The sequence below is a fragment of the Glycomyces amatae genome, from assembly GCF_020991375.1.
GTDB classification, from domain to species: domain Bacteria; phylum Actinomycetota; class Actinomycetes; order Mycobacteriales; family Micromonosporaceae; genus Glycomyces; species Glycomyces amatae.
Window position 1 is genome coordinate 220,868 of sequence record NZ_JAJLQZ010000002.1, and the last position, 24,521, is coordinate 245,388.

The window sequence follows — 24,521 nt, forward strand, 5'->3', positions numbered from 1 at the left end:
CGCTGTCGTTGATCCGACAGTTCGATGTAGAGCGGTTTCCAGGATGCCGCGGGGGCGTTCAGGAGACGAGGGCGCGGGCGACGGCCGCGGCCTTCGCGTCGGCTTCGGCGACTTCGGCCTCGGGGTCGGACCGCCAGGTGATGCCGCCCCCGGCCCACAGGTGGGCCCGCGTCGCGTCGAGGGCGAGGGTCCTGATGGTCACCCCCAGGCGCACCGCGCCCGCCCGCGCGAACCCGAACGCGCCCATGGCGGGGCCCCTGCCGACCGGTTCGAGGCCGCCGACGAGGTCGAGCATCGCCAGTTTCGGGGTGCCGGTGACCGACCCGGGCGGGCACGTCGCCCGCAGCAGGTCCGCCAGGCCGGTGCCGGGCGCGAGTTCGGCGGTGACCGTGGACTCGGCCTGCCACAGGTCGGCCCAGCGCTGCAACCGGAACAGGCCCTCGACGGCCACGGTGCCGGGGACGGCGACCCGGGCGAGGTCGTTGCGGCCGAGGTCGACGATCATGACGTGCTCGGCGCGCTCCTTGACCGAGGAGAGCAGCCCGGTGCGGCCCTCGGGGGTCGCGGGCGCGGTGCCCTTGATGGGGCGGGTGGCCGCCCGGCTCCCGTCGACGGTGAGGAAGCACTCGGGGGAGCCGGAGGCGACCAGCCAGTCCTCACCGGACAGGACGCCGCCCCAGGACGCGCCGGGGACGCCCGCGACGGCGGCGGCCGCGGCGGCGGGGTCGCCGGTCCACGGGGCGCTGCGGTGGCCCACGACGTTGGCGACGTAGACCTGGCCGCGGCCGATGGCCTCCTGGACGGCGACGACCGCCTTGGCGTGGTCGGCGCCGGTCCACGACCGCCGCCACTCGGGGCCGAGGGCGAAGGGGCCGGGGGCGCGGCGTTCGCGGCGGGGCCCGTGCGCGTAGGCGACCAGGGCGAGGTCGGGGACGGCCGGGACCGGACTGGCGGCGCCGGTCGCGCCGCCGATCATGGCCGCGCCGGCCGCGGCCGAGACCAGGAGCGCGACGCCGCACGGTTCGCCGTCGCCGTCGCCGTGGACGGCGGCGTGCCGGTCGCAGAAGGCCGCGGCGAGGTCGGCGGGGTCGCCGCCGTCGCCCACGCGCCATTCGAGCCGGTCGACCTCGACCAGGCGGTCGCGGCAGGCGGACGGGGCTCCCGCGGGGGACGCGGGGACGCCTCGGAAACTCGGCATGGGTCAAGTGTCGCCCAGGCGGGCCCGGCGCCCTGCGCCGAGTGGCCCACCTCACCGCTCCTCAGGCGCCGATGTCGGCGAGGACCCCGCCCTCGGCGGGCGCCTCGATGTAGGCGCCGCCGGTGGCCTCGGCCAGCAGCGCCAGGTTGTCGGCGTTGGCCGCGCCGAACCCGACGGTGTAGGCCTTGACCGGGCCGTCCGCCGAGGACAGCGCCGTGGCCGTCTCCTCGACCGTGGGCGCGCTCGCGGTGTCCTCCCCCGAGTTGGTCAGCACCACCACGACGTTGAGGGCGCCGTCGGCGGCGTGCTCGTTCATGTACTGGTAGGCCGCGACCAGGGAGTCGTAGAGCGGCGATCCGCCTTCGTAGGTGTCGTTCGCGGAGATCGCGTACAGGTCGTCGGTCAGCTGGCCGCGGTTCTCGTCGGACATCTCGGCGAGGTCGGTGACCGGGCGCCAGGGCCCGTCCTCGCCCGCGCCGACGCCGTACTCCCACAGCCCGGCCCGGTAGGTCGACTCCATGTCCTCGACCATGTCGACGGCCATGCGGATCGTGGCGTCGGCGGCGGTCACGTCGGCGCCGCCGTAGGTGACGGTCTCCTCGGCCGCGGCGCTCGACCGGTCGACCAGGAACAGGAGGTTGAGGTCCTGGCGGCCCGACTGCCACGAGCGGGTCGCCAGGCCGACCGCCTCGGGGGTGGTCTGGGCCAGCGCCGCCGCGGGGTCCTCGACCGGTTGCAGGTCGGCGTCGGTGAAGTCGGAGGAGGCCAGGAACTCGCCGAACCGCTCGGCGATCCCCGCGTCCGACTCGGAGACCCATCCCGCGCCGCCCAGGACCATGTAGGAGGCCACCGCGCTCACGGCCGTGCCCGAGGGCGTCACCGGCACGAGCGGGTCCTCCAGGCCGGCAGTGGCGTTGAAGTCCTCGACCTGGTAGTCCAGGGCCGTGAGCACCTTCGCGGGGTCCGGGGCCTCGGCGTAGGCGCTGAGCTGCTCGGCGATGTCGTCGGTCATCGTCCCGGACTCGACCGCCGCCGAGTAGGCGGCCATGGCGTCCTCGGCGAACCCCCCGGCGCCGTCCGAGGTCGCGTTCAGCATCGACACCAGGCCCTCGGTGGAGGTGCGGGGGTTGGCCGCGCCCAGGGTCAGCGTCCCGTCCGAGACGCGGGCGAGCACGTCGGTCCACGCCGGCGGCTGGCCCCCCAGCCAGCCCAGCTCCGTCGCGGTCGACTCGGCGACGGCCAGGACCGACGAGGCCTGGCCCAGCACCACCGGGTCGGCGCTGGCGTAGCCGGCGGAGGCCTCGTTCGAGGCGACCGAGGAGGCCCACGCCTGCGCGTCGGGCACCCACGCGATCGGCCGCTTGCCGAACGACTTCGCGTCCCAGGTGCCGGCGGTGATCCCCCGCGAGGCGTCGGCCGCGGCGACCTCGGTGACCGCGACGCCCACGCACCGGCCGTCGACCTCCGGCTGCGTCGCCTCCCACTCCTGGGCGGCGTCCTCGACCGAGGAGAAGACGCCGGGGGCCGTCGCCACGGTCACCCGGAACACCTCGCCGGAGCAGCCCGACCGCAGGAGCGTCATGAATCCCCATGTCAGGCCCGAGGCGACGAGCACGCACACCAGCGTGATCACGATCCAGGGGGCCACCGGCAGCTTGGAGCCGCCCTTCTTGCGCCGCCGACCTGTCCGGTGCGACTTCACCGCACGCGCAGTACCGAAAACCATGAGCTCACTCCTGGGGGGATCGTCGGCAGCCAGTGTAGAGCCAGCACGCCTGAGCGAATTTACGGCTCACGCGCATCGCGGCGGCCGGCCCCGCCCGGGACCGGCCGCCGCGGCCGCGCGGCTACTCCCCGAACGCCTCGATCGGCGGGCAGGTGCACGCGAGGTTGCGGTCGCCCCACGCGTTGTCGATGCGGCCCACCGGCGGCCAGTACTTCGCGGTGCTCACCCCGGCGGGGTGGGCCGCCTGGGTCCGGGAGTAGGCCCGGTCCCACTCGTCGGCGGTGGCGGCCGCGGCGGTGTGCGGGGCGCCCCGCAGCGCCGAGGCCTCGACGGCGACCTCGCCGGCGGCGACGGCCTCGATCTCGGCGCGGATGCCGATCATGGCCTCGCAGAACCGGTCGAGCTCGGCGAGGTCCTCGGACTCGGTGGGCTCGACCATGAGCGTCCCGGCCACGGGGAAGGACATCGTGGGGGCGTGGAAGCCGTAGTCGATGAGCCGCTTGGCGACGTCCTCGACGGTCACGCCCGAGCGCTTGGTGAGCTCGCGCAGGTCGAGGATGCACTCGTGGGCGACCAGGCCGTGCTCGCCGGCGTACAGCACCGGGTAGTGCTCCCCCAGGCGCGCGGCGACGTAGTTGGCGGCCAGGACCGCCGAGGCGGTCGCCGCGGTCACGCCCTCGGGGCCCATCATGCGCAGGTACATCCACGGGATCTGGAGGATCCCGGCCGAGCCCCACCGGGCCTGCGAGACCGGGCCGACCGGGCCGGCGGCCTCGAGCGGGTCGGAGGGCAGGAACGGCGCCAGGTGCTCGGCGACGGCGACCGGGCCCACGCCGGGCCCGCCGCCGCCGTGCGGGATGCAGAAGGTCTTGTGCAGGTTCAGGTGCGACACGTCGGCGCCGAAGCGGCCCGGCTTGGCCCAGCCCAGGAGGGCGTTGAGGTTGGCGCCGTCGACGTAGACCTGCCCGCCCGCGTCGTGGACGCGGGCGCAGACCTCGACGATGGTCGACTCGTACACCCCGTGCGTGGAGGGGTAGGTGACCATGAGGGCCGCGAGGCGGTCGGCGTGGGCGCCGATCTTGGCGTCCAGGTCGTCCAGGTCGACGTTGCCGGCCTCGTCGCAGGCGACGACGACCACGCGCATCCCGGCGAGGACGGCGGAGGCGGCGTTGGTGCCGTGGGCGCTGGCGGGGATGAGGCACACGTCGCGCCCGGCCTGGCCGCGGTCGGCCTGCCAGGCGCGGATGGCCAGGAGCCCGGCGAGCTCGCCCTGGGAGCCGGCGTTGGGCTGGACGGAGACGGCCGCGTAGCCGCACACGTCGGCGAGCCAGCCTTCGAGCTGGTCGATGAGGGCCCGCCAGCCCTCGGTCTGGTCGGCGGGGGCGAGGGGGTGGACGTCGGCGAACTCGGGCCAGGAGATGGGCTCCATCTCGGCGGCGGCGTTGAGCTTCATGGTGCACGACCCGAGCGGGATCATGCCGCGGTCGAGGCCGTAGTCGACGTCGGCGAGGCGCTTGAGGTAGCGCATCATCGCGGTCTCGGAGTGGTGGGCGGTGAAGACCGGGTGGGTCAGGTAGGCGCTCTCGCGGCGCAGGGCCGCGGGCAGGGCCGCTTCGACCGGGTCGTGGAGGCTCGCCCCGAAGGCCTCGCAGACGACGCGCAGGTCGGCCTCGGCGGTGGTCTCGTCGCAGGCGGCGGCGACGGTGTCGGCGTCGACGCGGCGCAGGTTGACGCCGCGCTCGGCGGCCGCGGCGACGACCGCGTCGGCCCGGCCGGGCACGCGGGCGGTGACGGTGTCGAACAGGGGCGCCTCGCCGGTGTCGATGCCGGCGGCGTCCAGGGAGGCGCGCAGGCGCGCGGCCTGGGCGGCGGTGCGCTCGGCGATGGCCCGCAGGCCCTCGGGGCCGTGCCAGACGGCGTAGGAGGCGGCGATGACGGCGGGCAGGACCTGGGCGGTGCAGATGTTGCTGGTGGCCTTCTCGCGGCGGATGTGCTGCTCGCGGGCCTGGAGGGCGAGGCGCAGGGCGGGCTGTCCCGCCGCGTCGCGGGAGACGCCGACCAGGCGGCCCGGCAGCTGGCGCTGGAGGGCGTCGCGCACGGCCATGTAGCCGGCGTGGGGGCCGCCGAAGCCCATGGGCATGCCGAGGCGCTGCGTGGAGCCGACGGCGATGTCGGCGCCGAACTCGCCGGGGGCGGTCAGGACCGCGAGGGCGAGGAGGTCGGCGGCGACGGTGACCGCGGCGCCCTTGGCGCGGGCGGCCTCCGCGGTGGCCGTCCAGTCGATGAGGACGCCGTCGGCGCCGGGGTACTGGAGGAGGACGCCGAAGGCGCCGTCGGGGACCTGCGCGGGGTCGGCGAGGTCGGCGACGACGAGGTCGATGCCGACCGGTTCGGCCCGCGTCCGCAGGACCGCGAGGGTCTGGGGCAGGACGCGGCGGTCGACGGCGAAGACGTTCCCGGCGTCCCGTTTCGCCGCCCGGCGGGCCAGGAGCATGGCCTCGGCGGCGGCGGTGGCCTCGTCGAGGAGGCTCGCGCCGGCGACGGGCAGGCCGGTGAGGTCGGCGACCATGGTCTGGAAGTTCAGGAGCGCTTCGAGGCGCCCTTGGCTGATCTCGGCCTGGTAGGGCGTGTACGCGGTGTACCAGGAGGGGTTCTCCAGGACGTTGCGGCGGATCACGGCCGGGGTGTGGGTGCCGTAGTAGCCCAGGCCGATCATGGACCGCTTGGCCCGGTTCCGCGCGGCGAGGGCGGCGAGCTCGGCCTGGGCCTCGGTCTCGGAGACCGCGGCGGGGAGCGCGAGGCCGTCGCGGGAGCGGATGAGCGCGGGCATGCAGGCGTCCATGAGCGCCTCGAGGCTGGGGTGGCCCACGGCCTTGAGCATGGCGTCCTGGTCGGCGGCGCTGGTCCCGATGTGTCGGTCGGCGAAGGAACGGTCGGTCATGGGGTCTCCGGTGACAGTCGACGGCGGTTGCGGTCCCCTCGTCTGTCACCGGCTCGGGCCGGCTTCAGAGCGGCCAATTCCGGGCGGTCCTGGTACCTGAGAGTTTGAAGCGAGGGACTTGCCCCTTCGGTGCCGTGGAGCGCATGTGGCCCACGATCTCTCCCGCCCGGTTTTCCGGCTCTGCGGCCATGGTAGGTCAGGAGGGGGCCGGTCGGCGACCGGGCAGGTCCCCGGTGTGGCGCGCGCGGGGCTGCTCGGGCGCGTGCGCGCGCGCGGGGGCCTCGCCGGGGAGGGTCGCCAGGCGCCCCATGACCTCGGTGACGGTGGTGCGGACGGCGATGCCGAAGACGCCCTGGCCGCCGCGCAGGAGCTCGATGACCTCGCCGGCGGAGCGGCACTCGTAGACGGTGGTGCCGTCGGACATGAGGGTGATCTCGGCGAGGTCCTTGACGGCGCGGCAGCGGAGGGCCTCGACGGCGGTGCGGATGTTCTGGAGGGAGACCCCGGCGTCGAGGAGGCGTTTGATGACCTTGAGGACGATGATGTCGCGGAAGGAGTAGAGGCGGTTGGAGCCCGAGCCGGAGGCGGGGCGGACGCTCGGCTCGACCAGGCCGGTGCGGGCCCAGTAGTCGAGCTGGCGGTAGGTGATGCCGACGACGTGGCAGGCGGCGGTGCCCCTCCAGCCGCGGATCTGGCTGGGCGGGACGACCGGCCGTCCCGCGGCTTCACTGTGGGCGTCCATCGCGACCTCCGCGCACCGTCGGTTACGGAGGTGAGCGTAACCGCCCGACCCTCCACCATGGGCTGAACGAGAGAAATGCTCTATGGGGACGCGGATGCTCCCCCGGCAGGTCGCGAGGGGTGTTATCGGCCTTCTTCGAAGTCCTCGGGGGTGACCTCTTCGAGGAACTCGCGGAACTTCTCCACTTCGTCCTCCTGCGTGTCGGGCAGGACCACGCCGGCCTCGTCGAGGACGGCGTCGTCGCACCAGATGGGCGCCTCGGCGCGCAGGGCGAGGGCGATGGCGTCGGAGGAGCGCGAGGAGACGCGGGTGCGCCCGTCGAGGACGAGCTCGGCGAAGTAGACCGTGTCGCGCAGCTCCGTGATCTCCACGGCGGTGAGGGTGACGTCGAGGGCGTCGAGGACGTCCCGCATGAGGTCGTGGGTGAGCGGGCGGGACAGCTGCACGTCCTGCTGCTGGTAGGCGATCGCCGCGGCCTCGACGGTGCCGATCCAGATCGGGAGGTAGCGGTGGCCGTCGGCCTCTTTGAGCAGGACCACCGGTTGGTTGCTCGGAAGTTCCACGCGGACCCCGACTACGGTCATCATCCGCACCGGTTCGCCTCCAACGGGTTGCCGTCCTTGATGCCGGACCCGCCGCGGGTCGCCCCGGGGCGGGTCCGAGACTGTCAGCCTACTCGCCGGCGGCGCGCACCGGGCGCGCCAGGCGCTTCGGGCGCCCGCCTACGCGGCGGCCGGCTTGGGGCCGGAGACGAACACCAGGCGGAACTTGCCGATCTGGACCTCGTCGCCGTTGCCGAGGCCCGCGGTCTCCACCCGCTCGCGGTTGACGTACGTGCCGTTGAGGCTGCCCACGTCGCGGACGGTGAACCCGGCCGCGTCCCGGTGGAACTCGGCGTGGCGCCGCGAGACCGTCACATCGTCCAGGAAGATATCGGAGTCGGGATGCCGCCCCGAAGTGGTCACCTCGGTGTTGAGCAGGAAACGCGCGCCGGCGTTCGGGCCACGGCGGACGACCAGCAGCGCGGTGCCCGCCGGCAGCGAGTCGGCCAGGCGGGCGGAGTTGAGCTCCGCGTCGACCTCGCCGCCCTCCTGCAGGGCGGACAGGTTCATCGTGGCCGTCACATCCGGCGGAGGGAACTCGTCATTCGAACGCGTCATGGATTGCCACCTTCTACAAGTCTGGACCCTCTGGTCACTCCGTAAGCTTCGCATACGCACCGGCGTCGAGCAAAGCGGTGAGCGAGCCGGCATCCTCGACCTCGATGTCGAACATCCAGCCCGCCGCATAGGGGTCGCTGTTCACCAATTCCGGGGATGCAGACAATTCGTCATTGCGTGCAAGAATCTTACCGGTCAACGGAGCGTACACGTCGGAGACGCTCTTGGTCGACTCGACTTCGCCGACCACGTCACCTGCCCGAACCTCGGTGCCCGCCTCCGGAAGCTGGACGTATACGACGTCGCCGAGCGCGCTCTGCGCGAAGTCGGTGATGCCGATGCGCACGACGCTCCCGTCGCGCTCTTCGACCCACTCGTGCTCCGCGGTGTAACGCAGTTGCTCCGGAATCACCTGGCGCTCCCCTCTGAGAAACCCCGCCGGGCGGCGGGTCGGACGCCCATGAACCTATCGCCCGGCCCGGCGCGGTTCGCGCCGGGGCCGCGGCGGCGTGATCACCGCGCCCGGAGCGGGCTCAGGCCGTGACGGTCGGCCGGGCCCGCCCGGCCCGCATGAGCCCGGCCGCCTGGCGCAGGTAGACGGCCGCGGCCAGCCAGTACAGGCCCAGGCCCCACCAGGCCAGGGCCCAGCCCAGCGGCTGCGCCCACGCCTCGGCCGCCTCCACCGTGCCCAGGACGAGCGCCGGGAACGAGGTGAACACCACCGTGGTGGCGCATTTGCCGAGGAAGTGCACTTGGGGCGGGGCGTACCCGTGCCAGCGCAGCACGATCACGAGGGAGACCATCACCGCCTCGCGCAGCAGCACCGCGGCGGTGAACAGCCACGGCAGGAGGCCGATGAAGGTGAGCAGCAGCAGCGAGCTGAGGATGTAGAGCCGGTCGACGAACGGGTCGAGGAGGCGCCCGAGCTTGGAGACCTGGTTGAGGTGGCGGGCCAGCTGCCCGTCGACCCAGTCGGTGCCGCCGCCGACGGCCAGCACCACAGCGGCCTGCCAGTAGTACTGGGTGGCCAGCAGGAGGTAGCAGAACAGCGGGATGCCGAGCAGCCTGACGGCGGTGACCAGGTTGGGCCACGTCCATACGCCCCAGCCGGGAGGTGCGGGCGGCGCTGCTGCTGACTTGCTCAAGGCGGTCCTCTCGGCGGACCCGGTCTCGTGGGGAGGCCGGGCCCTGGGTAGGTCTCCTCTCGCCCGCCGGTGCGGCGAGCGGTCTCCGAGGTCAAGAAGATGGTCGATGCGGTGGGTGTACCCGCATTCTAACCGCAGACTCCGACATCCGTATCCCGGAAATTCGCGCGGCCGATCGGGCGGGCGGCGGGACCGCGCGCGGGAACGGCGAGCTGGGGCCCAAGGCGGTCGGTCCTCTCAGGAGGCCGCCCGGCGCGGGGGCCGCGGCGAAAAGTGACAGGAAACAACCCGGGCCGGTCCTGGACCGGCCCGGGCCGCTGCCGTGCCCTAGCTAGGCGGGCGGTGCGCCGGGGATGAACGTCTGCGGCTCCTCCTTGCGGAAGTACGCGTTCGCGGAGGGGACCGCGAGCAGGACGATGACCGCGACGGCGCCGAGCGTGCCCAGCACCAGGACGCCGTAGCTGGCGACGGCCGTCCAGGCCGGGTAGGCGCCGTTCACGGCGTCCATGAGCGCCTGCGCGTCGAGGCCCTCGGCGCCGCCGGCGGCCTCGATCCCGGCCTCCATGAACTGGGCGGCGAACAGCTGCGTGACGGTGATGAAGCCCCCGCAGACGAGCACCAGGGGCTGCACGACCCAGGTGACGACCCGGGAGGGCCGGTTCCCGGCGCCGTTGAGCAGCGCCAGGACGATGATGAGCGCGGCGGCGGCGATCGGCGCGTACGCCGCGATCCCGTTGCTCTCGAAGGTGGTGCCCTGGGGCAGGTCGGACATGGCGTGGCCCTGGGCGGCGAGCTCGTCCTCGGCCGCGGCCTGGGCGTCGGCGCCGTAGAGGAGGCCCGCGACGGACTGGGCGATCAGGAACACGGCGAGCAGGATCTGGATCCACACCGCGGTCGTGACCGTTCCGGGGCGGGTCCTGGCGGCGGCGGGGGGTTCGGATGCGGGGGGCGGCATGGACATGGGTTCCTCCGTGTGGGTTCACGTTCGGCGTCCGCGGCGGCCGGGCCGCCCGCGCACCGCGAGCGGCCGGACCGTCACCCACACGCTAGCAAGCATCGATGACCGTCGCTCGAAGGAACACCGGTCCTTCTCAAGGGCTACACGGGGAGTCCCCGCACTACTCCTCTCGGGCGAGGCGGCGCCGGTGCACGGCCACGGCCGCGCCCACCAGGCAGCCGCTCATCGGCACGACCAGGAGCCACAGCGCCCACGAGCCGACCGCCCAGATCGCGACGCCGCCCAGGAGGATGCCGGTCCCCGAGAGGTCGTCGCGGGTCCGCCCGAGCGCGGCGGCGAACAGGGCCCGCCACCGCTCCCCCGGCGCCCACGCGGCCGCGGCCCGCAGCAGGACGGTGGCGGCCAGGGCGGCGACCAGGAACGTGGCCGCCGCCAGGCCCGAGCGGCCCGGCACGCCCTCCTGGGCGAGCACGACGAGGTTCAGGAGCAGGACGAGCGCGGCGCCGATCATCGCCAGGCCGACCCGCCACGATTCGCGCAAGGCGGTGCGGAGGTCGGCCCAGAACGAGGCCAGCGTCGTCGACTCGCCGGAGGCGTACGCCGCGACGTGCCGCGAGGCCGCCGCGAGGGCGGCCGGGACCGTCACGACCGGCAGTGCGGCGAGGCAGACCCAGACGCCGGTCAGCAGGCATTCGGCGAAGAGCGCGAACCCCTCGCCGAACGCCTGCCGCCGTCTGGCCACGACCGCCACGCTAGCCCTTGACACCGGAGGTCGCGATGCCCTTGATGAGGAACTTCTGGAAGACCAGGAAGAACAGCACCACCGGGATCAGCGAGAGCAGCGTCATCGCCATCATGCCGCCGTAGTTCGAGACGCCCTCGGTGTTGTTGTACGACTGGAGGAGCCGCGGCAGCGGGAACTTCTCGATCTCGTGCAGGTAGATCAGCGGGCCCATGAAGTCGTTCCAGGACCAGATGAACGTGAAGATCGAGGAGGTCACGATCGCCGGTCGCAGCAGCGGCAGCATGATCGAGAAGAAGATCCGGAAGTGCCCGGCCCCGTCGATCGTCGCCGCCTGGTCCAGTTCGCGCGGGATGCCGCGCAGGAACTGCACGTACATGAACACGAAGAACGCGTCCAGGCCGAGGAACTTCCCGATGACGAGCGGGAAGATCGTGTTGACCACGTCCATCTCGGAGAAGATCAGGTACTGCGGGATGAGCATGACCTGGCCGGGCAGCAGCAGCGTCGCGATGACCACCGCGAACATCGCCTTGCGGCCGGGGAACTCCAGGCGGCCCAGGGCGTAGGCGGTGATCGAGCACGAGACCACGATGCCGACCACGGACAGGGCCGCGATCACGAACGAGTTCCAGAAGAACCGCCACAGCGGAACCCCGGCCATGCCGTCGAAGGCGGCGGTGAAGTTGTCCCAGGTGATCGAGGTGGGGATGGGCGAGATGTTGGTGAGGATGTCGGAGTTCTCTTTGACCGAGGCGGTCAGGACCCAGAAGGCCGGGTAGAGGACGACGACGAGGACGGCCAGGAGCGCCACGTGCCAGACGAGGGACTTGACGCGTTCGGCCGGGGTGCGCTTGCGCCGCGGGATGACGCGGGGGGCTGCAGTGGCGCTCATCGGTTGTCCTCCCCTGCGTAGTAGACGAGGTTCTTGGCGGCGCGGAACATGATCAGCGTGACCACGCCGACGGCGAGCACGAGCATCCAGGCCCAGGCCGAGGCGTAGCCCATGCGCAGGTCCACGAACGCCAGGGCGTAGATGCGCACGGTGTAGAACAGGGTCGACCAGGCCGGTCCGCCGGCGGTGCCGCCGATGATGAACGCGGGCCCGAACAGCTGGAAGGCGTGCACGGTCTCCATGAGCACGTTGAAGAAGATGACCGGCGAGAGCATCGGGATCGTGATGTGCACGAACCGGTGCCACTTGCTGGCGCCGTCGACCTCGGCCGCCTCGTGGAGCTCGTCGGGGACCTGGAGGAGCCCGGCCATGAAGATGACCATCGGCGCGCCGAAGGTCCAGATGCTCAGCAGGACGAGCATGAGGATGGAGACGTCGGGGTTGCCGATGAACCCGCCGCCGTCCCAGCCGAACCAGGACATGATCTGGTCCTGGGGCCCTCCTTGGGCGAACAGGACCTTCCAGACGATGGCGATGCCGACGCTCATGGCGATGAGCGAGGGCATGTAGAACGCGGCCCGGTAGAACCCGATGCCGCGCCGCGACTGGGTCAGCAGCATGGCCACCGCCAGGGAGGCGATGAGCTTGAGCGGCACGGCCAGCAGGACGTACAGCAGCGTGACCTTGACGGCGCGCCCGAACATGGGGTCGTCGAACATCGCCGTGTAGTTCGCCAGGCCGATCCACTCGCCGCCGAGGACGAGGTGGTAGTCGGTGAACGACAGGTACAGCGACCAGAGCATCGGACCCACGGTGAACACCAGCGAGCCGATGATCCAGGGCGTCATGAAGGTATAGCCGACAAGGCGCTCGCCGCGGCGAGCGGGCGGGGTGCGGCGCTTGGCCGCCCCCCGCTTCTCGCGTGCGGTCGGCGCTCCGGCCTCACCCGCCGCGGGCGGCGCGGTGGTGGAGGGAGAAGCTGACACGGTGACGATTCCTCGGTAGTCGGTTACTGCTCGGCGGCCAGGAGCGTCTCGGCCTCGGTGAAGAACAGGTCCGCGGCCTCCTGCGCGGACATCTCGCCGTACTGGACCTGCTGGTAGATCTCGCCGAACTTGACCTCGATGGCGCCGGTCGCCGACGGCGGGGCCGGCGGCGGCGTGGTCAGGTACTGGGCGACGGACTCCTCGTAGTCGAGCACGCCCTGGGTGTTGGCGTCGATCTCGACGTTCTCCAGGCCGGTGTTGGTGGCCGGCACGCCCCGGTTGGTGCCGAGGATCGCGATGGCCTCCGGGTCGCCCAGGAGGAAGTCGACGAGCTTGGCGGCGGCCTCGGCCTGCTCGGTGGCGCCCGAGATGACCAGCTGCATCGAGGGCTTGAGGTACAGGCCCAGGTTGCTCGGGTCCAGGCTCGGCGGCGCGGCGAGCGCGAGCGTCCCGCCGAGCTCCTCGACCGGCGGCGCGAAGCTGGGCATGAAGTTGTCCCAGCCGATCTCGGAGGCGAGCTTGTCCTGGACGAGCCCGCCCTCGACCCATTCGATGGTGGTCTCGACCGGCGGGACCATCCCGGCCTCGTACAGGCCGGCCGAGGTGCCCCACCACTCGACGAGCTGCGCGGCCTCGAAGTTGAGGGCCTTGCCGTCCTCGGTGTAGAAGCTGCCGCCCTGCTGGCGCAGCCACAGCTCCATGAAGTGGTACTGGCCGCACCAGTCGCCGCCGCCCCACTTGCCCTCGCCCATCTGGGGCGTGAGGGTGGTGATGTCGGCGCCGTACTCGTCCCAGCTGTAGCCGGGTGCGGGCGCGGCGACGCCGTGGGCGTCGAAGAGGTCGGCGCGGTAGATCAGGCCGAGCGTGTTGCCGGCGATCGGCACGGCGACGAGCTGGCCGTCGAGCTTGGCGGTGTCGAGGAAGCCCTCGCGGAAGTCGTCGGTCTTGACGACGCCCTCGAGGGGCAGCAGCATCCCGCTGGAGCCGAACTGGCGCAGCCGGGAGTAGTCCATCTGGAACACGTCCGGCAGGTCGCGCGAGGCCATGCGGCCGGTGAGGCCTTCCCAGTAGGTCGGGAAGTCCGCGAAGTTCGTCTGGACCTTGATGCCTTCGTTCTTCGACATGAAGAGGTCGACGGCCTCCTTGGTGATGCCGGCGCGGTTCTCGTCGCCCCACCACTCGAAGCTGATCTCGATCGGGTCGTCGGCGGTGCCGGCCGGTCCGTCGTCGCCGCACGCGGCCGCGGCCGCGAGGGTCGCCGCCGCGGCGGCGCCGGTGAGGAGGGAACGGCGCCGGAGGCGGTAAGGGTCGCGGATCATCGTTGATTGCTCCTTCTGATGTGAGGGGTCCCGCCGGAGCGGGCCTTCGGGATCTATTCAGTTGCTCCCACTGGGAGGGTCTGGAGCCGCCGGGCGGCGTGCTCCCAAGGGCCCGTGGACCCTCGGGGCGTGTGGCGGCGGGGCCGGGCCGAGGCGGCCGCGGCGGCGCGGCGGGCCTCGGGTCCGGGCGCGACGAGGCCGAGCGACTGGGCCTGGACGAGCGCGTTGCCCAGGGCGGTGGCCTCGTCGGGTCCGGCGAGCACGGTGCGGCCGGTCGCGTCGGCGGTCCACTGGCACAGCAGCGTGTTGTTGGCGCCGCCGCCGACGATGTGGATCACGGCGACGGCCTCGCCGGTGAGGTCCTCGAGGGCGTCGATCGCGCGGCGGTGGGCCAGGGCGAGCGAGTCGAGGACGCAGGCGGCGACCTCGGCGGGGCCGTCGGGCACCGGCTGGCCGGTCTGGGCGCAGTAGGCGCGGATGCGGGCGGGCATGTCGCCGGGTTCGGCGAAGCGCGGGTCGTCGGGGTCGACGACGGAGCGGAGGCGCTCGACGCGGGCGGCGTCGCCGAGCAGTGCGGCGAGGTCGACCTCCAGGCCTTCGCGCCGCCAGGCGGCGATCGACTCGTTGAGCAGCCAGAGTCCGGCGACGTTGCGCAGGAAGCGGATGGACCCGTCGGCGCCGCGTTCGTTGGTGAACCCGGCTTCGAGGGCGGCGGCGCTCGTGACGGGCGTGTCGCGTTCGACGCCGACGAGCGACCAGGTGCCGCAGGAGATGTAGGCGGCGCCCTCGCCCTCGTAGGGGACGGCGGCGACGGCGGCGGCGGTGTCGTGGCCGGCCGTGGCGACGACCCGGGTGTCGGTGGACAGGCCGGTCTCGGCGGCGATCTCGGGGAGGAGGGGGCCGAGGACCGTGCCGGTGGGCGTGATGGGCCCGAGCAGGTCGGGGTCGGCGCCCGCGGCCCGGCACAGGGCGGGGTCCCAGGTGCCGGTGGCGAGGTCGACCAGGCCGGTGGTGGAGGCGTTCGTGACCTCCCAGGCGGGCGTCCCGGAGAGCCAGTACCCGAGGAGGTCGGGAACGAGCAGGAGCCGCCGGGCGGCGGCGAGGCGGGTGGGGTCCTCGGCGGCCAGCTGGAACACGGTGTTGAACGGCTGGGGCTGGATGCCGGTGCGCGCGAACAGGTCCACGGTGTCGAGCTGCGACAGGAGCCGGTCGCGGGCGGGGGCGTTCCGGGCGTCGCGGTAGGAGACGGGGTTGGCGATGAGGTGGCCGGCGGCGTCGATGAGGCCGTAGTCGACCGCCCAGGAGTCGACGCCGATCGCGGCCGCGTCGCCGAGGGCGCGGAGCCCGTCGAGGACGCCGGACCAGAGGCCGAGCACGTCCCAGTACAGGCGCCCGTGCACGGCGACCGACCGGTTGGGGAACCGGGCGGCCTCGGTCAGGTCGATCCGGCCCTCGCGCACGCGGGCGGCGATGACGCGTCCGGAGGACGCGCCCAAGTCGACCGCTGCAAGGACCGTCACCTGAGGAATCCCTGCGGGTTGCCCGAGTCGACGGGGACGTGGACGCCGGTGGTCAGGCCGAGGTCGGGGCCGACCAGGGCGTACACCGCGTCGGCGACCGAGGAGGGCAGGACCTCCTTCTTGAGCAGGGTCCGGCCCGCGTAGTACTTGCCGAGCTCGGATTCGTCGACGCCGTAGACGGCGGCGCGTTCGGCGCCCCAGCCGGAGGCGAAGATCCCCGAGCCGCGCACGACCCCGTCGGGGTTGACGCCGTTGACGCGGATGCCGTGCTCGCCGAGTTCGGCGGCGAGGAGGCGCACCTGGTGGGCCTGGTCGGCCTTGGTCGCGGAGTAGGCGATGTTGTTGGGCCCGGCGAACACGGAGTTCTTCGAGGCGATGTAGACGATGTCCCCGCCCATGCCCTGGGCGATCATCGTCCGGGCCGCTTCGCGGGCGACGAGGAAGGAGCCCTTGGCCATGACGTCGTGCTGGAGGTCCCAGTCGGCGGCGGTGGTCTCCAGGAGCGGCTTCGACAGCGACAGCCCGGCGTTGTTGACGACCAGGTCGACGCCGCCGAAGGCGAGTGCGGCGGCCTGGAGCGCGGCGGTGACGGCGTTCTCGTCGGTGACGTCGCAGGCCACGCCCACGGCGGTGTCGGCGTTCCCGATCTCGGCGGCCGCGGCGGCGGCCTTGGCCTGGTCGAGGTCGGCGATGACGACGCAGGCGCCCTCGGCCGCGAGGCGTTCGGCGGTGGCCTTGCCGATGCCGCCCGCGGCGCCGGTCACGAGCGCGACGCGCCCGGCGAGGGGCTTGGGCTTCGGCATCCGCTGGAGCTTGGCCTCTTCGAGCGACCAGTACTCGATGCGGAACTTCTCCGACTCGGGGATCGGCTGGTACGTGGAGACGGCCTCGGCGCCGCGCATGACGTTGATCGCGTTGACGTAGAACTCCCCCGCGACGCGGGCGGTCTGCTTGTTCGCGCCGAAGGAGAACATGCCGACGCCGGGGACCAGGACGATCGCGGGGTCGGCCCCGCGCATGGCCGGGGAGTCCTCGGTCGCGTAGCGCTCGTAGTAGGCGGCGTAGTCCTCGCGGTAGGCGGCGTGGCGCTCCCGGAGGTGATCGATAACGTCCGGGAGGGGCGCGTCCGGCGCGGTCTGGAGGACCAGGGGCCGGACCTTGGTGCGCAGGAAGTGGTCCGGGCAGGAGGTGCCGAGCGCGGCGAGGTCGTACAGCCGCTCGGAGGCGAGGAAGTCGAGGACTTCGGGGTCGTCGTTGAAGTGGCCGACCTGGCGGCGGTCGGTGGAGGCCAGGCCGCGGACGACCGGGGCGAGGGCGGCGGCACGTGCCGCGCGCTCCTCCGCTCCCAGCGGCGCCCGCTCGGGCGCCGGAGCGCCGAACGGGTCGCTCTTCCCCCGCTCGGCGAGGTAGGCCTCGCAGCCGCGGATGATCTCCAGGGAGTTCGCCTCGCACTCCTCGGAGGTGTCGCCCCAGGCGGTGATGCCGTGGCCGCCGAGGATGCACCCGATGGCCCGCGGGTTCGCCTCTTTGATGCGGGCGATGTCGAGGCCGAGCTGGAAGCCGGGGCGGCGCCAGTCGACCCACGCGACGCGGTCGCCGAAGCACGCCTTCGTCAGCGCGGGGCCGTCGGCGGCCGTGGCGAAGGCGATGCCGGAGTCGGGGTGCAGGTGGTCGACGTGCGCGGCGTCGACCAGGCCGTGCATGGCGGTGTCGATCGAGGGGGCGGCGCCGCCGCGCCCGTGGAGGCAGTAGTCGAAGCGCCCGACCATCTCGTCCTCGGCGTCGACGCCGGGGTAGGCGCCGGCCATGGCGCGCAGCCGGTCCAGGCGCAGGACGGCGAGGCCGGCCTCCTTGAGGGTGCCGAGGTCCCCGCCGGAGCCCTTGACCCACAGCAGGTCGACGTCGCCGCCCGTGACCGGGTCGGTGCCGGCGCCCTTGGCGGAGGTGTTCCCCCCGGCGAAGTTCGTGTTGCGCTTGTCGGCCCCGAGCCGGTTCGACCGGGCGATGAGCGCGGCGACGGTGTCCCCCATTTACGCCCCCCATCCCGCGGCCTGGCCGCCCTTGCGGGCGGCGATGATCTCCGCGGCGTATCCCGAGGCAGCATAGGCGGCCATCGGGTCCTCGTCCAATCCTTGCTCATTCCGGAGCTCGGCGAGGAGGGGGCGGACGTCGGTGTTGTAGGCGTCCATGAGGACGGCGTTGGCGCCGAGGACGTCGCCGGCGGCCTGCGCGGCGGCGAGCGCCTCGCGGTCGATCAGGAGCGCCTTGGCGGTGGCCTCCTGGACGTTCATGACGCTGCGGATCTGGCCGGGGATCTTCGGCTCGATGTTGTGGCACTGGTCGAGCATGTAGGCGATGCCCGAGTCGGGGCCCACGACCTCGCGCAGGGCCAGCTCGTGCATGATGCGGAACAGCTGGAAGGGGTCGGCCGAGCCGACCATGAGGTCGTCGTCGGCGTAGAACCGGGAGTTGAAGTCGAAGCCGCCGAGCTTGCCCTCGCGCAGCAGCAGCGCGACGATGAACTCGATGTTGGTGCCGGGGGCGTGGTGGCCGGTGTCGATGACGACCTGGGCCCGGGGGCCGAGCTTGAGGCAGTGCGCGTACGCGGTGCCCCAGTCGGGGACGTCGGTGGTGTAGAACGAGGGCTCGAAGAGCTTGTACTCCAGGAGGAGGCGCTGGTGCTCGCCGAGGCGCTCGTAGACCTCGGCGAGGACGGCGGCGAGGCGGTCCTGGCGGTCGGCGATGGAGTCCTGGCCGGGGTAGTTGGTGCCGTCGGCGAACCAGAGCTTCAGCGAGTCCGAGCCGGTGGCGTCCATGATGTCGACGCATTCGAGCAGGTGGTCGGTGGCCTTGCGGCGCACGCCGGGGTCGGGGTGGCAGACCGAGCCGAGCATGTAGTCGTCGTCTTGGAAGGTGTTGGAGTTGATGGTACCGATCTTGACGCCGAGGTCGGCGGCGTGGGCGGCGAGGTGGGCGTAGTCCTCGACCTTGTCCCAGGGGATGTGGAGGGCGACGGACCCGGCGGCGCCGGTGTACTTGTGGACCTGGGCGGCGTCGGCGAGCTTCTCGTAGGGGTCGCGCGGGACGCCCTGCTGGGCGAAGACCTTGAACCGGGTGCCGGAGTTGCCGAACGCCCAGGAGGGCAGCTCGATGCTCTGGCTGGTCAGCACCTGCTTGGCGTGGGTGGTGCGGTCGCTCATTTGCCGGCTCCTTCGCCCTCGGCCGGGAGGGCGGCCAGCTGGGTCTCCAGGTTGAACACTTCGGGAATGACGTTGAACGAGTCGTCGGCCGCGGCGCCGCCGGTGTCCTCGAAGAAGGGGGCCATCTCGGCCTGCCAGCGCGCGTTGACCTCGGTGTCGGCCATGGCCGCGCGGGCGGCGTCGAAGTCCTCGGTCTCCAGGTAGCCCACGAGGAGGCCGTCGGGGGCGAGGAACAGCGAGTAGTTCGTCCAGCCGGTCCGGGCGAGGGCGCGGACCATGTCGGGCCAGACCGCCGCGTGGCGTTCGCGGTACTCGGCCATGCGCTCGGGCTTGACGCGGAGGGTGAAGCACACTCGTTGTGTCACAGGGGTTTCCTCCTGGGGACGGCGGTGTCGATGAACGCGGTCTTTTTGAATCGTTTCATCAAGGGATGCCGCTAAGCTAAAACGCGGAGACCCTTGATGTCAAGCGTTTGCCGGAGAAAAGTTTGAACACGGTTCGGTATATGCTCCTCACGCTCCCCCGTTCGTCGTTGAACCGTTTCAAAGCGACGCGGCGGTACGGTGGGCGGCGACGACCGCCGAGGCGGCCGGCGGGCGCGGCGCGCCCGCGGCGCCGCTCCGGCGCGCTCCCCTGACCTCCGATTAGACTCCTTGAGGTGACCATGGCCACTACCAGCATGAAGGACGTCGCGCGCGCCGCGGGCGTGTCGGTCGGGACGGTCTCCAATGTGCTCAACCGGCCCGAGGCCGTGGCCGAGGAGACCCGCGCGCGCGTGCTGGCCGCGATCGGCGAGCTGGGGTACGTCCGCAACGACTCGGCCCGTCAGCTGCGGGCCGGGCGCAGCCGCACGGTCGCGGTGGTGGTCCTGGACGTGGCGAACCCGTTCTTCACCGACGTGGTCCGCGGCGCCGAGCCGCTCATCGAGACCGCGGGGGGCGTGGTGACGGTGTGCGACTCCGGCGAGGACGTGCGCCGCGAGCGCCGCCACCTGGAGATCCTGGAGGAGCAGCGGGTCCTGGGCCTGCTCATCACGCCCGTGGACGACTCCTCGGCGTCGTGGATCGAGCGGCTGTCGGGCCACGACATCCCGGTGGTGCTGGTCGACCGGGGCGCGGGCCGTCACCCGCACTGCTCCGTGGCGGTCGACGACGTCCACGGCGGCCGCCTGGCCGCGCGGCACCTGGTGGACGCCGGGCACGAGCGGATCGCGTTCATCGGCGGCCCCGGCTCCATCCCGCAGGTGGCCGACCGCCTGGCCGGGTGCCGGGAGGTGTGCGAGGAGGCCGGGACGGCCTTGGACGTGTTCACCACGGCGGGGCTGAACTTCGCGGCCGGGCGCGAGGCGGTCGAGCAGATGCTGGGCCGCGCCGACCGGCCCACGGCGGTGTTCTGCGCCAACGACCTGGTCGCGCTGGGGGCGCTCCAGTCCCTGACGATGCACGGGGTGAAGGTCCCCCAGGAGTGCGCGATCATCGGCTACGACGACATCGACTTCGCCGCGGCGGCGGCCGTGCCGCTCTCCTCGGTGCGCCAGCCGCGCGCGCAGCTGGGCCGCACCGCCGCGCAGCTCTTGTTCGACGAGATCGCCGAAGAGGGCGGCCACACCCACCGCAACGTGGTCTTCCAGCCCGAACTCATCGCGCGGGCCTCGACGGCGATGGACCTCGAGCCGCCGCTGTAACGGTAAAGTTCGGTTCTGGTAGCGTCTCCGCCACCGACCCGCGAGGGTCTGGTGAGCGATAACAGCGAGCCCTTCCGGAGGCGATCATGGCCGATCAGCAACGCGCGCGCATCGAGTTCGATCCGCGCTTCACCGTCGCCGCAGTGCCCGAGCGGCTGTTCGGGTCGTTCGTGGAGCACCTGGGCCGGTGCGTCTACACGGGGATCTACGAGCCCGAGCACCCCGCCGCGAACGAGGACGGCCTGCGCCAGGACGTGCTGGACCTCGTCCGCGAGCTGGGCCCGACCATGATCCGCTACCCCGGCGGGAACTTCGTCTCCGGCTACCGCTGGGAGGACGGGGTGGGCCCCAAGGAGGACCGGCCGCGCCGCCTCGACCTGGCCTGGGGCGTCACCGAGACCAACCAGTTCGGGCTCGGCGAGTTCATGACGTTCTGCCGCACCGTCGGCGTGGAGCCGAACATGGCCGTCAACCTCGGCACCCGCGGCCTCCAGGAGGCCCTGGACCTGCTCGAGTACGCCAACCACCCCGGCGGCACCCACTGGTCGGACCTGCGCCGCTCCCACGGCCACGAGGAGCCGTACGGCATCAAGCTGTGGTGCCTGGGCAACGAGATGGACGGCCCCTGGCAGATCGGCCAGCGCACCGCCACCGAGTACGGCCGCGTCGCCGACCAGACCGCGCGCTCCATGCGCATGATCGACCCCGGGCTCGACCTGGTCGCCTGCGGGTCCTCCTCGCGCGGCATGGCGACCTTCGGCGCCTGGGAGGCCGAGGTGCTGGCCCAGTCGTACGAGTCGGTCGACTACATCTCGGCGCACGCCTACTACCACCCCGGTGACGGCGACGTCGTCAGCTTCATGGCCAGCGCCCAGGACATGGAGCTGTTCATCGACGGCGTCATCGCCACCGCCGACGCGGTCGGCGCGAAGCTCAAGTCCGACAAGAAGATCGACATCTCGTTCGACGAGTGGAACGTCTGGTACCAGACGGCGCCCGCGGGCGAGCGGCCCGAGCCGTGGTCGGTGGCCCCGCGCCAGCTCGAGGACGTCTACTCGGCGATGGACGCGGTCGTGTTCGGCTCGCTGCTGATCACGCTGCTGCGCCGCTGCGACCGGGTCACCGCCGCGTGCCTGGCGCAGCTGGTGAACGTGATCGCGCCGATCATGACCGAGCCGGGCGGGCCCGCCTGGCGCCAGACGACGTTCTTCCCGTTCGCGGAGGCCTCGAAGTTCGGGCGCGGCACGGTCTTGGAGGTCAACGCCGCCGCGCCGGTCATCGACACCGCGAAGTACGGCGAGGTGCCGGCGCTGCACTCGGTGGCGGTGGCGAACGAGGACGGCACGGTGACCGTGTTCGCGGTCAACCGCGACCTCGAGGCGCCCCTGACGGTGGAGATCGACGCGTCCTCGCTGCCGGCCCTGGGCGAGGTCACCTGCTCGACGCTCACCGACGAGGACCCGCACGCGAAGAACACCCTCCAGGACCAGACGCGGGTCGCCCCGGCGGCAAACGAGACCGTCGCGGTCAAGGACGGCGTCATCACGGTCGAACTGCCCGCGATGAGCTGGAACACCATCCGCATCGCGTAACGACGACAGGAAGGGCGGCACCGCGCGGTGCCGCCCTGTCGCGTCACGGCCGGTCCCGCGGGCTGCCGGACGAAAACCCTCGAAGTTCGCGGTCCTGACGATCTCGAGGAGATCGCATAGACTCAGCGTCACGCGCTCACTTCGATTTCGGCTGGTGAACCATCGTGTCGACGCTCAGCGAACTGATCTCCCGCCTTCGTGCGCTCGTCGAGCAGGTCCACGAGACGCGGACGCGGGTCCACCACGCCCAGGACCGGACCCGAAGCGCGCTGCACCTCGCTTCGGACGCCACCCAGGGCTCGAGCAGCGCGCTCGCCGAAAAAGGTCAGAGCCAATGGCGCCAGGCCCTCGAGAAGCTCGCGGAGACCGACGCGCTCCTGGCCGCCGGGAACCGCGCCTGGGAGCAGTACATCGCCGGGACGCTCCTCGGCGGCGCCGCCGGGGGCGGCTTACCCCGCCCCGGGAGCGGCTCCGGCGCGAACGCCCGCCCGTTCACACGCCCCTCGCTGCCGCCCGACCCGGCCCGCAGGCCGGGAGGCGTGCCGACCGCGGTGGACCGCCGATCGTCGGCGACGACCCAGACGGGCGTCGAGGGCGAGAACAGCGCTGCGATCGTCCTGTCCCGCAGTGGCTACCGCGTCAGGCAGAACCCGCCGCCCAAGCCCAACGGCAAGCGGCCGGACTACCTGATCGAGGGCGACTACTGGGACTGCTACACCGTGCTGCCCGGCACCGCCAACGTCGAGCGGGTCCGCAAGTCGATCAAGAGCAAGGTCAACCCCAAGGACGGGAGACCGCAGGCCCGCCGCATCGTCTTGAACCTCGACGCGGAGGGCGCCGGCGGACGGACCCCGATCGGTCCGGACGCGGTCGGACGGCTCATGCGCAGAAAACCCGTTTCGGGGCTCGAAGAACTTAAGATCATCAGAGACGGTCGCGTCCACGACGTCGATCTGGGAGGTTGAGCAGGATGTCGACCCCGTACACCTATTACCGTCCCGCCGCCGACGAGCAGGAGCTGTCCGCCTACTTCGCCGAGCGGCTGGGGCTGGTCCGGTCCTTCGCAGCGCAGCCGTTCCCCCTGCGAGGCGACCGATGGTGGGTCGACACGTTCGCGCCGGATGAGGACTGGGACGGGGAGGCCGCCCGGATCGGCACCGACGACCTGCTGATCATCACCTTCGAAATCGGGAGGCACCTGGTCGGCGACGCGTACTTCCAGGCGCACCTCGACCTCTTCGGCGCCGTCGTGGACCAGCTCAACGACACCCCGGGCCTCACCGGGATGCTGGTGCACGGCGACGAGAAGGTCCTGATCGAGCGCTCGCCGGGCGGGCCGACGCTGCTGGACCCCAGCCTCGCCGACCCCGGCGACTACAACTTCGGCGACCACCTCGCCCCGGTCCTGTCCCGTGCCGCCGTCGCGCCGCTCCGTGAGCTCGACTGAGACGGGGCCGAGGGCGGCACCGCGCGGTGCCGCCCTGTCGTGGTTCAGTGGCGTCCGGCGCGGACGGCCTCGGCGAGTTCGGTGAGGAGGCGCTCGGTCTCGTCCCAGCCGACGCACGCGTCGGTCACCGACTGCCCGTACGCGAGCGTCTCGAGCGGGCCCGGCTCCTGGCGGCCCGGTTCGATGAAGCTCTCGATCATGAGCCCGGCGATGCCCCGCTCCCCCGCCGCGATCCGCTCGGCGATCTCGCGCACGACCTCGGCCTGGCGCAGGTGGTCCTTCCCGGAGTTGGCGTGGCTGGCGTCGACCACGAGCCGCTCGGGCCGCCCGTGCTTGGCCAGCAGCGCGAGGCCGTCGCGCACGTCCTCGGCGCCGTAGTTGGGGCCGGAGCGGCCGCCGCGCAGGATGATGTGGCAGTCGGGGTTGCCGCTGGTCGAGACGATAGAGGCGCGCCCGTCGTCGTCGATGCCGAAGAAGACGTGGTCGCCGGCCGCGGCCCGGCACCCGTCGACCGCGGAGGCCAGGTCGCCGTCGGTGGTGTTCTTGAACCCGATGGGCATCGACAGGCCCGAGGCGAGCTGGCGGTGCACCTGGCTCTCGGTGGTGCGGGCGCCGATCGCGCCCCACGAGACGGCGTCGGCGATGTGGTGGGGGCTCAGGGGCTCCAGGAACTCGCAGCCGACCGGCAGGCCCTCGTCGAGCACGTCGAGGAGCACGCCGCGCGCGAGGCGCAGGCCCAGTTCGACGTCGTGGGTGCCGTTCAGGTGCGGGTCGTTGATCAGGCCCTTCCAGCCCAGGGTGGTGCGGGGCTTCTCGAAGTAGACGCGCATGACCACGCACAGGTCCTCGCGCAGGGGCGCGACGGCCGCGGCGAGGCGCTGCGCGTAGTCCTTCGCGGCGGCCGGGTCGTGCACGGAGCAGGGCCCGACGACGACCAGGAGCCGGTCGTCGTCGCCGGCGAGCACGTTCGTGACCTCCCGGCGGCTGCGCTCGACGAGCGCGGCCCGTTCGGGGCCCAGCGGGAGCTCGGCGCGCAGCACCGCGGGGGCGATGAGCGGTTGGAAGCCCGAGACGCGCAGGTCGGCGGTCTGCGGGGGGTGGTCGGCGGACATGGTCATCTCTCGGGATCCCATCTGGTGGAGAGGCGGGTCCGGGCCACTGGTGCCTCACCGGTGCCGGCCCGCCGCAATGACGAAAGCCAGAGACGATCGTCTCTGGCTTGCAGGCTCCGGGTGCTCGTTCAGTCAGCGCAGGCGACTACCGGCT

General features: G+C 72.4%; 22 protein-coding genes and 1 riboswitch. Of the genes, 4 read left to right on the forward strand and 18 right to left on the reverse strand.

All coding sequences use genetic code 11. The annotated features are described in order from the left end of the window. Positions 1–58: 58 nt before the first annotated feature. From LO763_RS03955 to LO763_RS04035, 17 genes are all read right to left on the reverse strand, one after another. Positions 59–1,198 (reverse strand): chorismate-binding protein, encoded by a 1,140-nt coding sequence (locus LO763_RS03955; protein WP_230600644.1) that lies wholly within the window; start codon positions 1,196–1,198, stop codon positions 59–61. Positions 1,199–1,259: 61 nt separating this feature from the next. After that, positions 1,260–2,924, reverse strand: coding sequence for a vWA domain-containing protein (locus LO763_RS03960; protein ID WP_230600645.1), 1,665 nt, complete (start codon positions 2,922–2,924; stop codon positions 1,260–1,262). 121 nt (positions 2,925–3,045) lie between these two features. Beyond that, positions 3,046–5,865, reverse strand: coding sequence for an aminomethyl-transferring glycine dehydrogenase (gene gcvP, locus LO763_RS03965; RefSeq protein ID WP_230600646.1), 2,820 nt, complete (start codon positions 5,863–5,865; stop codon positions 3,046–3,048). A gap of 74 nt (positions 5,866–5,939) precedes the next feature. Then, positions 5,940–6,040, reverse strand: a riboswitch (glycine riboswitch). Positions 6,041–6,061: 21 nt separating this feature from the next. Next, the gene (locus LO763_RS03970) at positions 6,062–6,607 is read right to left on the reverse strand and encodes a MerR family transcriptional regulator (protein WP_304608773.1); all 546 of its coding nucleotides are present in this window, start codon (positions 6,605–6,607) and stop codon (positions 6,062–6,064) included. A 122-nt stretch (positions 6,608–6,729) separates the two neighbouring features. Continuing rightward, positions 6,730–7,200 carry a bifunctional nuclease family protein gene (locus LO763_RS03975; RefSeq protein WP_369431907.1) on the reverse strand — a complete coding sequence of 157 codons (471 nt, stop codon included), beginning with the start codon at positions 7,198–7,200 and terminating at the stop codon, positions 6,730–6,732. 129 nt (positions 7,201–7,329) lie between these two features. Then, the gene (locus LO763_RS03980; protein WP_230600648.1) at positions 7,330–7,767 is read right to left on the reverse strand and encodes an FHA domain-containing protein; all 438 of its coding nucleotides are present in this window, start codon (positions 7,765–7,767) and stop codon (positions 7,330–7,332) included. A 34-nt stretch (positions 7,768–7,801) separates the two neighbouring features. Further along, positions 7,802–8,179: a glycine cleavage system protein GcvH gene (gene gcvH / locus LO763_RS03985; RefSeq protein ID WP_230600649.1), complete on the reverse strand. Its 378-nt coding sequence runs from the start codon at positions 8,177–8,179 to the stop codon at positions 7,802–7,804. Between the two features lie 121 nt (positions 8,180–8,300). After that, complete coding sequence (locus LO763_RS03990) at positions 8,301–8,912, reverse strand: CDP-alcohol phosphatidyltransferase family protein (protein ID WP_230600650.1); 612 nt, start codon at positions 8,910–8,912, stop codon at positions 8,301–8,303. 331 nt (positions 8,913–9,243) lie between these two features. Continuing rightward, positions 9,244–9,873 carry a hypothetical protein gene (locus LO763_RS03995; RefSeq protein ID WP_230600651.1) on the reverse strand — a complete coding sequence of 210 codons (630 nt, stop codon included), beginning with the start codon at positions 9,871–9,873 and terminating at the stop codon, positions 9,244–9,246. Between the two features lie 157 nt (positions 9,874–10,030). Next, the gene (locus tag LO763_RS04000; protein WP_230600652.1) at positions 10,031–10,612 is read right to left on the reverse strand and encodes a DUF624 domain-containing protein; all 582 of its coding nucleotides are present in this window, start codon (positions 10,610–10,612) and stop codon (positions 10,031–10,033) included. Positions 10,613–10,622: 10 nt separating this feature from the next. Beyond that, a complete protein-coding gene (locus tag LO763_RS04005; RefSeq protein ID WP_230600653.1) occupies positions 10,623–11,507 on the reverse strand; it encodes a carbohydrate ABC transporter permease in 885 nt (294 codons plus the stop codon). Beyond that, a complete protein-coding gene (locus tag LO763_RS04010) occupies positions 11,504–12,502 on the reverse strand; it encodes a carbohydrate ABC transporter permease (RefSeq protein WP_439650264.1) in 999 nt (332 codons plus the stop codon). The genes LO763_RS04005 and LO763_RS04010 overlap by 4 nt, the downstream gene beginning before the upstream one ends. Before the next feature lie 14 nt (positions 12,503–12,516). Further along, entirely contained in the window at positions 12,517–13,812 is a 1,296-nt protein-coding gene (locus tag LO763_RS04015) for an ABC transporter substrate-binding protein (protein ID WP_230600655.1), read from the reverse strand. Positions 13,813–13,865: 53 nt separating this feature from the next. Then, on the reverse strand, positions 13,866–15,332 hold the full coding sequence (locus LO763_RS04020; RefSeq protein ID WP_230600656.1) for a rhamnulokinase: 1,467 nt from the start codon (positions 15,330–15,332) through the stop codon (positions 13,866–13,868). After that, on the reverse strand, positions 15,329–17,362 hold the full coding sequence (locus tag LO763_RS04025) for a bifunctional aldolase/short-chain dehydrogenase (protein ID WP_230600657.1): 2,034 nt from the start codon (positions 17,360–17,362) through the stop codon (positions 15,329–15,331). The genes LO763_RS04020 and LO763_RS04025 overlap by 4 nt, the downstream gene beginning before the upstream one ends. Next, positions 17,363–18,532 carry an L-rhamnose isomerase gene (rhaI, locus tag LO763_RS04030; protein WP_230600658.1) on the reverse strand — a complete coding sequence of 390 codons (1,170 nt, stop codon included), beginning with the start codon at positions 18,530–18,532 and terminating at the stop codon, positions 17,363–17,365. After that, entirely contained in the window at positions 18,529–18,897 is a 369-nt protein-coding gene (locus LO763_RS04035) for an L-rhamnose mutarotase (protein ID WP_230600659.1), read from the reverse strand. Before LO763_RS04035 ends, rhaI begins: the two co-directional genes overlap by 4 nt. Before the next feature lie 299 nt (positions 18,898–19,196). On the opposite strand from LO763_RS04035, the gene LO763_RS04040 reads away from it, so the two are divergent. The 4 genes from LO763_RS04040 to LO763_RS04055 all read left to right on the forward strand — a co-directional run bounded on the left by LO763_RS04040 (position 19,197) and on the right by LO763_RS04055 (position 23,255). Then, the gene (locus tag LO763_RS04040; RefSeq protein ID WP_230600911.1) at positions 19,197–20,216 is read left to right on the forward strand and encodes a LacI family DNA-binding transcriptional regulator; all 1,020 of its coding nucleotides are present in this window, start codon (positions 19,197–19,199) and stop codon (positions 20,214–20,216) included. A gap of 86 nt (positions 20,217–20,302) precedes the next feature. Then, complete coding sequence (gene arfA, locus LO763_RS04045; protein WP_230600660.1) at positions 20,303–21,808, forward strand: arabinosylfuranosidase ArfA; 1,506 nt, start codon at positions 20,303–20,305, stop codon at positions 21,806–21,808. Between the two features lie 164 nt (positions 21,809–21,972). Continuing rightward, the gene (locus tag LO763_RS29565; protein WP_230600661.1) at positions 21,973–22,773 is read left to right on the forward strand and encodes a CdiA C-terminal domain-containing protein; all 801 of its coding nucleotides are present in this window, start codon (positions 21,973–21,975) and stop codon (positions 22,771–22,773) included. A 5-nt stretch (positions 22,774–22,778) separates the two neighbouring features. Next, positions 22,779–23,255, forward strand: coding sequence for a hypothetical protein (locus LO763_RS04055; protein WP_230600662.1), 477 nt, complete (start codon positions 22,779–22,781; stop codon positions 23,253–23,255). 44 nt (positions 23,256–23,299) lie between these two features. Here LO763_RS04055 and LO763_RS04060 read toward each other — a convergent pair whose 3' ends face one another. Beyond that, a complete protein-coding gene (locus LO763_RS04060; protein WP_230600663.1) occupies positions 23,300–24,373 on the reverse strand; it encodes a 3-deoxy-7-phosphoheptulonate synthase in 1,074 nt (357 codons plus the stop codon). Between the last annotated feature and the right edge of the window lie 148 nt (positions 24,374–24,521).

Coding starts and splice junctions, on each gene's coding strand:
- LO763_RS04040 (WP_230600911.1), top strand. CDS start 19,197: ATGGCCACTACCAGCATGAAGGACGTCGCGCGCGCCGCGGGCGTGTCG.
- rhaI (WP_230600658.1), bottom strand. CDS start 18,532: ATGAGCGACCGCACCACCCACGCCAAGCAGGTGCTGACCAGCCAGAGC.
- gcvP (WP_230600646.1), bottom strand. CDS start 5,865: ATGACCGACCGTTCCTTCGCCGACCGACACATCGGGACCAGCGCCGCC.
- LO763_RS03960 (WP_230600645.1), bottom strand. CDS start 2,924: ATGGTTTTCGGTACTGCGCGTGCGGTGAAGTCGCACCGGACAGGTCGG.
- arfA (WP_230600660.1), top strand. CDS start 20,303: ATGGCCGATCAGCAACGCGCGCGCATCGAGTTCGATCCGCGCTTCACC.
- LO763_RS03970 (WP_304608773.1), bottom strand. CDS start 6,607: ATGGACGCCCACAGTGAAGCCGCGGGACGGCCGGTCGTCCCGCCCAGC.
- LO763_RS04060 (WP_230600663.1), bottom strand. CDS start 24,373: ATGACCATGTCCGCCGACCACCCCCCGCAGACCGCCGACCTGCGCGTC.
- LO763_RS04005 (WP_230600653.1), bottom strand. CDS start 11,507: ATGAGCGCCACTGCAGCCCCCCGCGTCATCCCGCGGCGCAAGCGCACC.
- LO763_RS04015 (WP_230600655.1), bottom strand. CDS start 13,812: ATGATCCGCGACCCTTACCGCCTCCGGCGCCGTTCCCTCCTCACCGGC.
- LO763_RS04055 (WP_230600662.1), top strand. CDS start 22,779: ATGTCGACCCCGTACACCTATTACCGTCCCGCCGCCGACGAGCAGGAG.
- LO763_RS03980 (WP_230600648.1), bottom strand. CDS start 7,767: ATGACGCGTTCGAATGACGAGTTCCCTCCGCCGGATGTGACGGCCACG.
- LO763_RS03955 (WP_230600644.1), bottom strand. CDS start 1,198: ATGCCGAGTTTCCGAGGCGTCCCCGCGTCCCCCGCGGGAGCCCCGTCC.
- LO763_RS03995 (WP_230600651.1), bottom strand. CDS start 9,873: ATGTCCATGCCGCCCCCCGCATCCGAACCCCCCGCCGCCGCCAGGACC.
- LO763_RS04025 (WP_230600657.1), bottom strand. CDS start 17,362: ATGGGGGACACCGTCGCCGCGCTCATCGCCCGGTCGAACCGGCTCGGG.